9 protein-coding genes are annotated in these 14782 nt (G+C 58.3%); 2 read left to right on the top strand and 7 right to left on the bottom strand.

Annotation, left to right across the window (positions count from 1 at the left end):
- Positions 1-74: 74 nt before the first annotated feature.
- On the top strand, positions 75-1457 hold the full coding sequence (locus LG409_RS14765; RefSeq protein ID WP_227407006.1) for an FAD-binding oxidoreductase: 1383 nt from the start codon (positions 75-77) through the stop codon (positions 1455-1457).
- Positions 1458-1482: 25 nt separating this feature from the next.
- Positions 1483-2592, top strand: coding sequence for a pyridoxal phosphate-dependent aminotransferase (locus tag LG409_RS14770; protein ID WP_227407007.1), 1110 nt, complete (start codon positions 1483-1485; stop codon positions 2590-2592).
- Between the two features lie 28 nt (positions 2593-2620).
- Here the strand turns inward: LG409_RS14770 and LG409_RS14775 are convergent, their stop codons facing one another.
- The 7 genes from LG409_RS14775 to LG409_RS14805 form a co-directional block, all read right to left on the bottom strand.
- The gene (locus tag LG409_RS14775; protein WP_227407008.1) at positions 2621-3577 is read right to left on the bottom strand and encodes a branched-chain amino acid transaminase; all 957 of its coding nucleotides are present in this window, start codon (positions 3575-3577) and stop codon (positions 2621-2623) included.
- The gene (locus LG409_RS14780; RefSeq protein ID WP_227407009.1) at positions 3574-4680 is read right to left on the bottom strand and encodes a class II histone deacetylase; all 1107 of its coding nucleotides are present in this window, start codon (positions 4678-4680) and stop codon (positions 3574-3576) included. The genes LG409_RS14775 and LG409_RS14780 overlap by 4 nt, the downstream gene beginning before the upstream one ends.
- Complete coding sequence (locus LG409_RS14785) at positions 4677-5708, bottom strand: histone deacetylase family protein (RefSeq protein WP_227407010.1); 1032 nt, start codon at positions 5706-5708, stop codon at positions 4677-4679. The genes LG409_RS14780 and LG409_RS14785 overlap by 4 nt, the downstream gene beginning before the upstream one ends.
- A gap of 35 nt (positions 5709-5743) precedes the next feature.
- Positions 5744-6688, bottom strand: a complete 945-nt coding sequence (locus LG409_RS14790) for an ornithine cyclodeaminase family protein (protein WP_227407011.1) — start codon at positions 6686-6688, stop codon at positions 5744-5746.
- A gap of 222 nt (positions 6689-6910) precedes the next feature.
- The gene (locus tag LG409_RS14795) at positions 6911-7678 is read right to left on the bottom strand and encodes a helix-turn-helix transcriptional regulator (protein WP_227407012.1); all 768 of its coding nucleotides are present in this window, start codon (positions 7676-7678) and stop codon (positions 6911-6913) included.
- Between the two features lie 119 nt (positions 7679-7797).
- Entirely contained in the window at positions 7798-8154 is a 357-nt protein-coding gene (locus tag LG409_RS14800) for a RidA family protein (RefSeq protein WP_227408133.1), read from the bottom strand.
- Positions 8155-8311: 157 nt separating this feature from the next.
- Positions 8312-14779, bottom strand: coding sequence for a calcium-binding protein (locus tag LG409_RS14805; RefSeq protein ID WP_227407013.1), 6468 nt, complete (start codon positions 14777-14779; stop codon positions 8312-8314).
- Positions 14780-14782: the final 3 nt, after the last annotated feature.

Here is a 14782-nt window from a genome sequence, read left to right on the forward strand (position 1 = left end):
CACCACTGTCTTCAAACAACTGTCTTCAAACACTTTATTCACACAACGATGGAACGTCACGTAAGGAAACAGGCATGCAGATTACCCTGGAGGCGCTTCGCGCCATCGTCGGCACTGCGCACGTACTCACCGGAGACGATGTGCGTAGCCGCCGCGTCGACTGGATGACCGGCGCGCCTTGCCTTGCCGGTGCCATCGTGCGCCCGGCCAGCACCCAAGCGTTGGCCGAGGTGATGCGCGCTTGCCACGAGGTCCGACAGCCGGTGGTGACCCACGGCGGGCTGACCGGGCTGGTGCATGGCGCCGACGCCAGCGAAGAGGAGCTGGTGATTTCACTGGAGCGCATGACCGCCATCGAAGAGATCGACCACGTTGGCGGTACGCTGACCGTCCAGGCCGGTGCCCCTTTGCAGCGGGTACAAGAAGCCGCCAGCGACGCGGGCTTGCAGTTCCCGCTGGATTTGGGCGCCCGGGGCAGTTGCACGATTGGCGGTAATATCGCCACCAACGCCGGGGGCGTGCGGGTGATCCGCTATGGCATGATGCGCCAGCAGGTGCTGGGGCTGGAAGCCGTGATGGCCGATGGCCGTATCGTGAGCTCCATGAACCGCATGCTGAAAAACAATGCCGGGTTCGATCTCAAGCAGCTGTTCATTGGCAGTGAAGGCACGCTGGGTATCGTGACCCGCGCGGTGCTGCGCTTGCAGCCGCCCACGCCCAGCGAACAAACCGCGCTGGTGGCCTGCCCCTCGTTCGAGGCCTTGACGGCCCTGCTCCGCCACATGGGCAAGGCGCTGGGCGGTAGCCTGGGGGCTTTCGAGGTCATGTGGCAGAACCATTACCGCCTGCTGACGGAAACCTCGGGACGCCACACGCCCCCCATTGCCACCAGCCATCCTTTTTATGTCATCATCGAATCCCTGGGCAGCGATGCCGAGCGCAATACGACCCAGTTCCGAGAGGCCCTGGAGAGCGCGCTGGAGAACGAGCTGATCGTCGATGCGGTGCTGGCTCAGTCAGCGGCACAGCGAGACGGCCTGTGGGCCATTCGTGAAGACATCGAAGGCCTGGTCAAGGCCATGACCCCGGTATTGACGTTCGATGTCAGCCTGCCGATTGCCGATATGCAGCGCTACACCGATGCCCTTGAGCACCAGCTGACCCAGCGCTGGCCCGATGCCCGGCTCGTGGTCTTTGGCCACCTGGGCGATGGCAACCTGCATATTTCGGTGTGCGTGGGCAGTCATGAATTGGCGGTACGCCGGGAGGTCGAGACCCTGGTGTATCAACCCCTGGCGGCGCTGGGCGGCTCGGTGTCTGCCGAACATGGGATCGGCCTGGAAAAGCGCCCATGGCTGGAGACCTGCCGCTCGGCAGAGGAGGTTGCGCTGATGCACACCCTCAAGCAGGCACTCGACCCTCATAAGCTGCTGAACCGTGGCAAAATATTGCGTTGAACATTGAACTGATCAGGACCTGATTATGCCCCGCTACCCCGACCACCTGACGGGCGTTGGCCCCGTGAACCCTTTCCCCGGCATCAAGGTGCTGGAGCGGCGGCTCGGCCGTGAGATCCCTCACCGCCTGGGCTCCAACGAGGGGCTGGACATGCCCCACCGTGCGCTACGGGAACACTTCGGCGATGCCGTGGCACAACACGTGTATTGCTATGGCGATGCCGAAGCGCTGGGCGTTCGCCAGCGCATCAGCGCCCAGCAAGACATTCCCCTCGACCACCTGCTGGTGGACGCCGGTGCCGACAGCCTGATCGCCCTGACACTGCGCACCACCTGCACCGTGGGCGAGACCGTGGTGAGCACCGCAGGCACCTACCCCACCTTCGGGTACTTTGCCCAGGGCCAGGGCTGCCGGTTGGTCGAGCCCAGCTACCATGAAGCGCCTGGCGTGCTCGCCCCCGACTTGGAAGCGCTGGCGGCAGCAGCCCATCAGGAGCAAGCGCGGCTGGTGTACCTGGCCAACCCGGACAACCCCAGCGGCCACCTGCACAGCGATAGCGCCATTCTCAAGTTTCGCCAGGCGCTACCCAACGACTGCTGGCTGCTGCTGGATGAGGCCTACGGGGATTTTCGTGACGATGCGGGAAGTGAGTTTCTGGGCCAGGCGCTGCCGGGGGTGATTCGCCTGCGCACGCTCTCCAAGGCCCATGGCCTGGCGGGCATGCGGATTGGCTACGCAATTGCCGAGCCCGACGTGCTGGCGATGATGATGAAAGTACGTATTCACTACGCGGTCTCTTCCTTCACCCAGGCCGCCGCCGAGGTCGTGCTCGACCACCCCGAGGAAGTGCAGCAGCATATTGCGGATGTCAAAGCGCGCCGTGAACAGCTGGCGCTGCACTTCACGGCGCTGGGCGCAGACCTGCTGCCCAGCGCCACCAACTTCGTCGGCATCCGCCTATCCAGCGCCGAATTGGCCGCCGCCGTGCATCAGGAATTGCTGGACGATGGCGTGCTGGTGGCCCGCCTTGCGCACCCGCAACTGGCCAACGTGATTCGCATCACGGCAGTAGAAGAGGCACTGCAGCCGGGCAGGCTGGCGGCGCTGGAAAAGGCGCTTCGACAGCACGGCTAGCCGCGCAGGCCCCGGCGCCACTCCCCTCTCATGCCGGGGTCAGCCAGTGCTGGTAGGCCTCCAGCTCGCCGCGTACCACCTGGCGATAGAGCTGCTGCAGCTGCGCCGTGACGCTGTGGGCGGGTATCGGCTCGCTGGGCGGCGGCGCTTCGGCACGATGGCCGATGCGTCGTCCATCCAGCTCCCTGAGCGGCAGGATTTCGGCAGCAGTGCCGGTCAGGAAGGCTTCGTCGGCGGTGTACAGCTCATCGCGGGTGATACGCCGCTCTTTCACTTCGATGCCCAGCACGTCGCGGGCCAGCTGTATGACGCTGTCTCGGGTGATGCCCTGCAGGCAAGAGGTGACTTCCGGGGTGTGCAGCACGCCATCGCGCAGCAGGAAGACATTCGCCGCCGAGGCCTCGGCCACGTACCCTTCGGGGTCGAGCATGATGGTCTCATCGAACCCGGCCTTGACCGCCGTGTTGAGCGCCAGCATCGAATTCACGTAGTGGCCGCTGGTCTTGGCGCGGCACAGGCTGATGTTGACATGGTGGCGCGCCCAGGAAGAGGTCAAGGCACGCAATCCATGGGGCGCGGCCTGCGGTGAAAGGTACGGCCCCAAATCCCAGGCGGCGATCATCACATGGGTGGTCAGCCCTTGGGCGCGCAGCCCCAGGCCTTCCGAACCCAGAAACACGGTGGGCTTCAGGTAGGCATCCTGCAAGCCGTTTTTGGTGATGCTTTTGCACTGAGCATCGATCAGCTCGGCTTCGCGAAACGGCAGCGGAATATCCAGCGCGTGGGCGCTTTCCACGAGCCTGCGGGTATGCTCCTCCACCCGGAACAAGCACGGGCCTTGCGCACCGGCGTAGGCCCGCACGCCCTCGAAGCAGCCCATCCCGTAATGTAGCGTATGGGTGAACACATGAACCCTGGCATCTCGCCAGGCAAGCCACTGGCCGTCCTGCCAGATCCAGCCGTCTCGATCATGAAGAGGTGTCATCGGGTGGTTTGCTCCCACTGTCGTTGCCAGGTATCGATCAATGCCTGCTGGTGCGGCTGCAGCGCCTGATAACCCCAGGCGGCGATTTCGTCGTTTTGCGGGTCGAACACGGCGGTCGTGCTGCTCGCCAGCGTCTGGACCACCGCATGGCCGCAGAGCGGCACGTAGCCTTCGGAGTAGCCGCCTTCGTGCACGATCACCAGCTTGCCAGCGCAACAGCGCTCCGCCACGGCCTTTACTTGCGCCGTCATGGTGGCGAAGGCCTGACTGTTGAGCAGCATCTTGCCCAGCGGGTCCTTGGCACAGGCGTCGTAGCCACAGGCAACGATGATGAGATCGGGCTGAAAGGCTTCCAACGCAGGCAGTACCAGCCTTTCCATGGCATACGCATAGGCCCCCAGGCCACATCCAGGGGGCAGCGGCAGGTTGAGGTTCGTCCCGGTTCCAGCGCCCTCCCCCTGCTCTTCGAAAGCGCCGCTCTCCAGTGGGTAGTTGGCTGCCTGATGTATTGAGATGGTGAAGGTGTTCGGGTCGCGATAGAACGCAGCCTGCTGGCCGTTACCGTGGTGTACGTCCCAGTCGAGAATCGCCACGCGACTGGCCTGGCCCAGCGCCTGGGCACGCATCACCGCCACGGGAATATTGCCTAACAGGCAGAACCCACGGCCCTGATCGGCTTCGGCATGATGGCCCGGCGGGCGGCACAGGGCGTAGGCGTTGCGTACTTCGCCCCGGGCGACGGCGTCTACGGCGGCGATGGCCAAGCCCGCCGAGTGGGTCGCGGCGGCCCAGCTGCCCGGCATGTAGGGCGCGCTGTCGCCGCCGTTACCGCCCCTTGCCGCATCGCCTGCCTGAAGTTCTTCCAGGTAGCGCGGCGTGTGAAAGCGCAGCAGGTCTTCCAGCGTGGCGGCGGGCGGCTTGACCACGTAAAGCTCGTCGATCAGCCCGCTGACTTCCAGAATGTTTTTCAGCCGCCGCTTGCTTTCGGGGCTTTCCGAGGCGGCCTGGGGCTGCAAGAACTCACCCGGCGCCGAGAACACGCCGATGGCCCCCTGGTCGTGCCAGAAGCAGCGTTCGTGCCAGTAGAAGCCGGTACCGCTCATGCGTTAAACCCCTCCATGAAGGCCGCCAGGTTGGCGCTGAGATGTTCGGTGGGGTAGCCGCCTTCCTGCACGATCACCATGGGGAGCGACAGCGCGGCCAGACGCTTGCCTACCTCGATAAACGCTTCGGTTTCCACGCTCAATCCCGCCAGCGGGTCTGCCTTATGGGCATCCAGCCCCAGAGCGACCACCACCGCATCCGGTTCGAAACGCTGCAAGTGATCGATCAAAATCGCCAGCGCGTCCAGATAGACCTCACCGTCGCTGCCCACCGGCAGGGGGAGGTTCACGTTGGCGCCCACGCCGTCATCGCTACCTTCTTCGTCGGCCCCGCCCCAGAAAAAGGGGTAGAAGTCGCTGGGGTCGGCGTGCAGGGAACCGGTCCATACATCGTTTCTGGCGTAGAAAATGTCCTGGGTGCCGTTGCCGTGGTGCAAATCCACATCGATGATCGCCACTCTGGCAAAGCGTTCACGCAGCACGGTCGCGGCCAGCGCCGCGTTGTTCAGCAGGCAAAAGCCGCCTGCCCGCTCAGGCCCGGCATGGTGGCCGGGTGGGCGGCACAGCGCATAGGTAAACGTCTCCCCTGCCAACACGGCTTCCGCGGCTGCTTCTGCAGTGGCCGCCGAGGCCAATGCGCCTTGGAAACTGGTGGCGCTGAGCGGACAAGCCATGTCGTGCAGGTGCCAGCCCGCCTGGCCGATGGGGTGGCGGGGGTAGTGGTGGCCGCCGCCGCAGGGGTGAATGTTGGGTGCCACCAGCGCGGCGGCGTTGGGCAACGCCTGCCAGCGGGCATGGATCGTTTCCAGAAAGGTCAGGTAGCGCGGCGTATGAATCTGCGCCAGCCGCTGGCGCAGCTGGGGCGAGTCCGACGCGCCCGGGGCCACCAGCGCCAAGCCCACCTTTGCCAACCCCTGAGTGAGCAGCTCGGCCCGCACCGGCCCTTCCGGGGAAGGCGCCGGCTGGCCACGCAGCAGGAAAGTGGGCGGCGCATGCAGCGCCTGATCAGGATGATAAAAACACTTCATGGTCACCGTCCTTTGGCCATTGGAGCTAGCAAGCGCTACTTCAGCGTAGCGGGTAACGACTCCCAGAGCTCGATCGCCGCGGCTAAATCTTCCAGAGAGGCGCCCACCGACTTGAACAGCGTGATGGCCTGCGGGCTGGTGCGCCCGGGCTTCTCACCGCGTAAGACGTCGGCCAGCTCCGCCTGGATATCCTCGAACTGGAAGGCGCCTTCCTCGATGGCCTGCAGGATGTCGCCCGCCTCGCCTTGTGCCCCCGCGTAGGTATCCACGAACACCTGGGCACGGCGCAGGCACTCGGCATCGGTTTCGCGCATTTGCGGACGAAAGGCGCCGATCAGGTCCAGGTGCGTGCCTGGGGTCAGCCACTCGCCCCGGATGATGGGCTGGGTGGAGAGCGTCACGCAGCTGACGATGTCGGCCTCTGCCACGGCGGTGGCCAAGGTGTCGACGACCTGGGTATCGAAGCGGTCTGCATACTCTTCGGCAATGGCGGCTGCCTTGTGAGGGTTACGCCCCCAGACCAGCACGCGCTTGATGGGCCTGACGCTTGCGTGGGCTTCGATCACCATGGGGGCCAGCTTGCCGGACCCCACCACCAGCAGCGTTTCGGCGTCTTCCCTGGCCAGCACCTGAGCCGCCAGCGCAGAAGCAGCGGCAGTGCGGCGGCGGGTCAGTTCGCTGCCATCGATGCACGCCAGCGGCTGGCCGTGTTGACCTTCGCTGAGCAGGTAAAGGCCGGAAATGGCCGGCAGGCCGTGTTCGGCATTTTGCGGAAACACGTTGACCATCTTCACCCCGATATAGCCTGCGGCTTCCCAGGCGGGCATCAGCAGCATGGTGGCTTCGCCGTCCGGCCGATGCATGGCGTGATGGTGGCGCGGTGGCGACTCCACCCCGTTCACGAAGGTGTGATGCAGGCGCTCGATCAGGCCTGGCCAGGCTAGAAACTGCTCGACTTCCTTGGCAGAAATGACCTTCATGCCCACTCCCCCTGCAGGTGATAGACGAGGCCTTGCACAATGACCCGATGGGTAGCAAAGGCCACCGCGTGCGTGTGGGCATGGGGATAAAACGAGGGTGGTAGCATCAGCGCTCTCCAGCGTCATCGAACTTCTCTTGAGACTACGACGATGCAGCAGCGGTTGCTTGCCCGAAACTCTGGCAAGTTTGCCCGTAAGTCAGGTAGGCCGAGGTTTCAGACGCTAGCGATCCGACGAAGGGGAAATGTCGAAGGAACGACGGTAGGCGCGAGAAAAACTGCCCTGGTCGCGAAAGCCCACCAACATGGCGATATGACCAAGACTCATGGCGCTATGGCGTACCAGAGTACGTGCATGCTCCAGCCGCCTGCGCTGCACATAGGCCAGCGGCGTCACCCCGGTCAGCTCACGAAAGCAGCTATGAAAGTGGCCGGGACTCAAGGCGCATAGTGCGGCCATCTGCTCGACACGAATGTCATCGGCCAGGTGCTGATCGAGCCAGGCATCCAGGCGCTCCAGGTCCAGCCGCTCACTGATGCAGCGCGCGCCCATCTGGGCTGCCGTCTGGAGCGGTGCATCCTGCAGGTACATGTAGAGCGCCCGCAGTAACAGTGCGGCAATTTCGTTTTGCAGGGCTGGGCACTGTTCCAACTGATGGGCCAGCGCGTGGGTGAGCTGGTTCAAGGCGGGGGGAACGGTAAAGAAGCGCGGTTTATCGAATAGCCGCTCGATCTCACTGCCCTTTTCCAGCGTGGCCAAGTGCTGCACGGGGATATCCAGCACCAGGGTTCGGTTGCTGCCATCGCCCTGATACTCGTGATGGCGTGACGAAGGGATCAAGCAGCCCCGGCGAGCGGTCACCCGCTCCCCCTGGCCTTCCATGGACAGTTCCGTCACGCCACACGTGGCCAGTATCAACTGGTGAAAATCGTGGGTGTGCGCCACCTGCTCTTGCGCCAGATTGCGGCTATGCAGCTCGAACTGGACCATGACCGTACCGTTCGGGAAGTGAGAGAAGGAGGCTCCACTATAAAACGATCGTAGAATAAAAATCGAGGGGGCGTTAACGCTCGGTTAACGCCCCCTCGTGACAGCCTTGAAGCAACCGATCAGGCGTTGGGCAGTGCCGCGATGACCATGATTTCCACTTTCCACTCGGGCTTGGCCAGCTTGGCTTCCAGCGCAGCGCGCACCGGCGGACGACCCGGTACTACCCAGGCTTCCCACGCTTCGTTCATTTCCGCGAACTCGGCCATGTCGGTGACCCATACCTGCGCAGAGATCAGGTGCTCTTTGGAAGTGCCCGCCTGCGCCAGCAGCTCATCGATACGCGCCAGCACCTGCTCGGTTTGGCCACGCATGCCCACCGTGGCATCGGCTGGCACCTGGCCCGCGAGGTAGACGGTTCCGTTATGAACAGCCACTTGGCTCATACGCGCATTGCTTTCGTGATAGGTCACGCCCATGGGGTTGTCTCCCGCGACATTGGGTTGATGAAGTGATGACATGCGTGGCCAGCCAATTGCCTGGCCACGCGCTGATAGTGGCATGATTTACGCTGCACACCAACACAAGCCCGCCCCTGCCAGGCCTATCTTGCCACTGCAGGGGCTTTCGCATGCATCAAGTGATGCTGTAGTTGGTATTCCAGTTCTCTTCGAGGAAGCCGTTGAGGTCCAGATTTTCGAAGTTGGCGAGTAACTGGGTATCGAAGTCACTGCCTGTGAGCTCAACACGGAATAGCTGAGCATCATCTTCAATGTCGGGGGTGTCTCCATTACCTGCCAACAGGTACACCACTTCGTCACTGTTCAGGCCAAGTTGATCCAGCCAACCTGCCGTGCCATTCATGAACTCTTCAGTGGTAAATACGGCAAACGCAATATCCTCACCTAACGCAGTCAAATCGTCATAGCGCTCAAAGCCAGGCTCATCACCGCGCAGCGCATCGAACTCATTGGCCGTCAGGTCGATGAACAGCTGATCGAAGCCTGGTTCACTTCCTACTCGGAAATCCGTGATCAGCTCAATACCGTCAGCCGCTTGGCCGTCAACATTAAACGTTTTGGATAGCTGCGTGACGCTCCCCCCCGGTGCGGCGCCTGGCTGGTGGGTATAGCCGTTGACCGTAAAAGTGATATTCAGGTCTTGCTCATCATCACTTTCGAGCGGGTCATCAATAATGACAATACTTGCTGCATCATCGATCAAGAATTCAGCAGGAACACCATTATTACCCGCTACATTGAGTGTATAAATATTCGCATAGGTATCCTGGACTACCCAAGTGGCTAATGACGATAGAGGAGTATCGCTATTGACCGCTCCCTCCAAGAGTAATGTCGATGTCTCGAACAACCGCTCGGCTGCCCGAGCATCCAACGCCCCTGCATCAAAGAACGATGCTTGATCCGTTTGCAAGGCATAATTCTCGGGAAGACTTAAGCCATCCAGAGAGCGCTGTATCAAAGCACTTAGTGGGTACGTGACGGTCAGCCCTTCTTGGTCAAAGTTGGGTAGCTCGCTGAGCACTTCAAAGTCCTGGAAGCTAATTTCGTCCACGTTCACCCGAACACTGCTAGCGGCAGACAAAGCCTCACTACCTATTGAGTTGAGCACTTGATCAACACTATCTTCGATTACCCAATTTAACAGCGTTTCACGGTCGAGACTTTCAGCATTGCTTGCCCCTGAGAGAATCTCCTCTACCGTCACTAACAGAGACTCTACTTCACTGACCACTAACGATGCGGCATCGAATGGCTGTCCAGCATTAATTTCATAGCTACCCGGACGCCCCTCATTACTGCCGGGCAGCTCCCCCCCTGCATTGACTTCAGCAATCGCTTCCTCTAGCGAATAGCTGACATTAACATTATCGAGATCTACGTTGCCTAAGGTAACAAAGGCCTCGTACTGCTCAGGAGTCAGAGATGCACTACTACCCAGATCCAATGTAATCGTGTCCGCTCCGCTGATCCACGGAGCGGCGCCCGCAGCAAGAAGCTCGTCTGGCTGAGCGCTCGTGATGCTCCACGTCTGCAGTGCTTCAACACTCACCGCTTGACGATTAAGCGCTCCATCTACAATGGCTTGTGTAGCCTGATAACGTGTCTCAGCATTAGGCACGCTAGTAAGTAAGAAGTTGGGTATTTCAACCCTGCTTGCCACAATTTCATAGCTATCAGCAATGTTTTCGATATCACCAAGCGTCAAGTTGCGGGTAAAGATAAATCTGACAGGCGTATCTTCCAGCTCAAAATTACTCAGCCGTTGTAACCGCTGAAGGTCTGCAATGGCGAGAATATCATTATTGACCGACACCTGTTCTGCGCCTGTCAAATACAAAGGAAACTGATTATTCGATTGGGTAGCCAACAAGGCAGAAGCTGAGTCGATAACGCTCCATTTCAGCAGCTCATTCACCGCGGGAACAGGGGCGTTCGCACCTGAAAGGGCGAGTACGGCGCTCTCTACAATGGGTCTTACTTCTTCCGCCGTCAAAACACCAATCGACAGTTCTGTATCAGCAAGACGGTAGCCTGCACTATTGCCCTCTTCTCCCTTGACAAGCGCCTCCACCCCTTCTGACTCAATGATTTCTAACGCTTCTTCAAGCGTATACAAAATCTCCACCGGATCACTATTGTAATCGTAGTTGCCAAGACCAATGAGTGACTGGTACTGTTCATAAGTCAACTGCGCATCCGTAATTTGAACACGATCGGCCAAGACAATATGATCTTGTGCAATAGCTTGAATAATATTGCTTGCCGTATCGTTCACCGTCCAGTCAAACAGACGTTGAGCGGTCTCGTTATCACTCTCTACATTTCGACCCGCTTCTAATACTGCACGCACATTTGTTAGCTCGTTTGCAGCCTCTTCAACGACGAGTTTCGCTACAAAAGGTGTTGCAGTATCATTCAGCACGAAGCGACCATCAGGCGCTAATATATCCGCCGACTGAGCTCGAAGTGCATCATTGATATCAGCGTAAACTACGGTTACCTCTTCCCCTAAACTGAAATTATCTAATCTACCCATCAGTTGCTCATATTGAGCTGCTGTCAGCGTTTCGTCTGTCACCTCAACACTTTCAGCAAGTTGGAGGCCGTCAGGAGCAGAAGCACCCAAGCGTGACTGAATATTGTTGTAGCTATCCAGAATGCTCCAGGAGTAAACGCTACTCAGGTCAGGCGAGTTCTCTGCCCCACCTAACAACTCGCGAACGATAGACAGATTCTCGATGGCATCTTCCGCTGCCAGGGACTCCAGAACAAGCTGCGGCTGTGTATTGATAAGATAATTATCTACCACATCATCGGGGCCTCGCTCAAATGCCTGGCCGAGGGTGTATTCAACCTGTTCATTGCCGCGCTGATAACCCCGATTATCATTTTCAATCGCCAATAAAGATTCGAATTGATCAACTGTAATCTGCTGATCAGTAAGACGAATCTCGTCAGCACCAACCATGAAAGCAGCACCTTGCTCGATTGCTAGAACGGCACTTGCACTATCTTGAACGATCCAATTAAAAAGCTCGTCGACATTTAAACTATCAGCATTATCAGCACTACCTACAACCAACTCCACACGCTCAAGAGTCGAGCGAGACTGAGCAACACTCAGCTCACTTGGTGCATAGGTATCTGTCTCTAATAAATAGCTATCGGGTAACGCAACATCTGTATTGACGGCACCTTCAAGCGTGTATCGCACGACCGTGGAGCCTAAGTCGAAATTTTCTAACTCGATAAGACGCTCATATTCTGGCTGGCTAATTTCAGCATTTGAAACAAACACCTGATCAGCTAACGCAACGTGATTCTCGAACAAGTCTTCAATAATCACGGTGGCATCATCAACGACTACCCAATGGAAAGGTAGACGCTCGCCTAAGCTGTCACGATTTTCAGCACTGTCTACCAGTTCAGTGATCTGTAGGTAGGCCTCTTGTGCTTCCGCAACACTCACCTCCCCTGCGTCAAGCAGGCTGTCTACACTAATCGCATAGCCATTCAGCAAGGTTCCTCTATCATCCGCTCGGATAGCTTCTTCCAGCGTGTATTCGACGACTTCGCCAGTCCTTATGTAGTTACTATCTAAACCAAGGAGGCTTTCATACTCTGACAGTGTGATTAAGTCATCACTGACGCTAACTGACGTTGCTCTCAGCAGGTGCGGCACATTATCCGCACTTAAAATATTATCCGCACTATCTACAACAGTCCAATTAAAGAGCTGGTCCGCGTCTAAGGACTGTGCGTTCATAGCACCTGACAAAATCAACTCTACCGAGCTCAGCAACTGCTCTGCCTCTACGACACTCAAACTACCTGCATTTAACACAGAGCTATCTGAAATATCGTAATTTTCCGCAATCACCGCTGCGTTAACCGCTTGAGAAAGCGTATAACTTACGACGGTTTCTCCCAACTGGAAATTATCCAGACCATTAAGAAGCTCAAACTCTTCTACAGTGATGGCACGATCACTAATCACGACAGGGTTGGCCCCAGTAACGGCGCTCTCTTCAATACTATCAATAATAGCACTTGCTGTGTCACTAACCGACCACTGGAACAATGACACAGGGGGTTGATTATTAGCTCCTTGCAAAACCCGAGAGACATCCGCAAATGATGCAATCGCCTGAGAAACAGTGACCACACCAGCATCCAATGGAGCATCTAAATCGAGAACATAATTAGCGGGCAATGTTTCTACCGCCAACGCATTCTCCAAGGTATAAATAACGTCTGTGACACCCAGGTCAAAATTATCAAGCCTGCTCAGCTGTGAAAATTGAGCCGGTGTAATTATGGATTCGGTCACACTCACACGCCCCGCCTCATTCAACTGAGGATCAGCGCTGGACGCGCTAATAACGTTTTGGAAGCTATCCAAAACAGTCCAGTCAAGCAGCATCTCTCGCGTCAAACCATCTTCTTCGGCATTAACTGCACGGTCTATCAGCAAACGTGTTGCATCAATCAACTCCGCTGCTTCGCGAAGCGTCAAGTCGTTTTTGAGCAGTAGAGTATCTGGGTCAAGAGTATAATTCGCAGGCATTTCAGATGTATTAAGCGCCTGCTCCAAACGATAAGGTACTATCGTGTTGCCCAACACAAAGTTATCCAGCGTGTTTAAATCTGCAAACTGGTCAGGCCTAATGGTGTCGTTGGTTACCATGACACGTGTGGCACCCAATACCGCTGGGCGCTCAAGACCACCTGTCACCAATACATCTTCTACACGTGCGCGAATAGCCCACGTATATATATCTTCAAGCGCGATGGGGGCACTATCAGCATCGTAGTCACCTTCCAGAATTTGCTGCACAAGCACCAAGCGGTCAGCTGCCACCGTTAGCCCGAGATTACCGGACGCAAAGGGCTGGTCCGGATTAAGCAAATACTGAGAGGGTAATTCGTTATTTTGTGACAGCGTAACGGCTTGCTGTAACGTCAAATAGGGTAGGTCGGCACGGGTTTCAATAGTGTCGGATAGGCTGCTATCAGGGTTTTGCGCATCACGCTGTGCATCGCGCAGCGGGTTACGCACACCTTCACGATAGGCCTCTACATTCAGATTTTCACCCGCCGCATCAATGGCATCCAGCGCCTGCGTCACTTGGCCTGCAATTGTCGGCAAACCCAGTAAATCGGCCATTTCCTGATTACTGAGTGGCGCATCGACATCATCAGCCTCATTAAACGCCTCAGCCAGCAGAGACAGAGCATCCTCATTACTGATACCTGCCGTCGCAGCCATGGCCAACAAACTCGAAACCTTGACACCGGCAATAAGCAAGTCTGCGTTCGGCGACGACTCAGCCAGTGGGTCAGTGTTCACCAGGTCAATACGCTGGTCGAGTCCTAACGCCGTTTTAATAGCCGTTTGGGCGTCCGCATCATTCAAATTAAACTGCTGAGCCAGTTGTACCATCATAGTGGTGAGCGGTGTAATGACGGTCGCCCCCTCAGGCGCCCGCAGCTCACCGACAAAAGGCAGACCGGTCGAGATATCGACCCCGCCAGTCGCGGTCAAGATACCGCTGCCCTGCAAGCCCTCAAAAAAGCCTTCTCGATTGGTCGTCACACTATTAGCGTCAAGCGCTCGTGTAACGGTAGCGCCTGAAATATAGCCATCAATGACATAACCGCTCACCGTTACAGGCGGCTCTGGCGTTGGTTCTGGCTCTGGTTCTGGTGCTGGCTCAGGTGGTGGCGAGCTGCCACCGCCGCCACCACCACCGGCAGCCGCCGCACCTACCGCAATGGCACCACCACCGATATAGAGCCATGGTGGGATATCGGCAAACGAGCTGACCGGCGCACTGTTCGAGCCAGTGGTCCCCGCCGCGGCAGCGGCGCCCGATGGTGCCGACGTAAACGAGGCGCTTGGCACGAACAGTAAATTACCGAAATCTTCTCCAGCGGCAATGCCTTGCTGCAGGGCATCGCTGGGGCTGATCAACAACAGGTCACCCTGCTCGACCACCGCCCAGCGTGGCACCACGACCTGCGACCCATCGGCCATCGTCACCAGAGCGTTCCCGTCAGGCAACAGCTCCCAGGTTTGCACATCCGGTAGCTGACTGAGCGGCACCAAAAGACCGCTGTCATTACCGAGCTGTTGCATGAGAGCGTCCACATCGACCACGACACGTCCGTTGGCCAGCGCCACGTCTGCCGCCATCAATTCGATACGCTGGCCGCTGTTCATCATCAGTGTGAGGCTGCCGTTGGGCTGGCGAATGACTTCTGACACGCCTTGCAGGTCATTCACTGGCACCATCTTGTCGGCCAAGGCCTGCTGGGCGAGCAAGGGCAGCACCAATGTAGCGGCCATACCGCCTTGCTTGAGGGTCTTCTGGTTCTTTTCCATCCAGCGGCGCACGAAGGCCACACGCTCATGGGGGTCCGCCGGTATCTCAATGCGCGATACGTCGCTACGGGTGTCGGCAAGTGCTTGCCAAGCGCCCTGAGCCTCTACGCTGCTGACCCTGACGCCATTGAGCAAATGACCGTTGACAACGCCAGGCTGCGTCGACTTGAGAATATCGGCTGATGACATCGCCATTGA

The sequence above is a fragment of the Halomonas sp. NyZ770 genome, from assembly GCF_020616575.1.
Classification (GTDB): domain Bacteria; phylum Pseudomonadota; class Gammaproteobacteria; order Pseudomonadales; family Halomonadaceae; genus Vreelandella; species Vreelandella hamiltonii.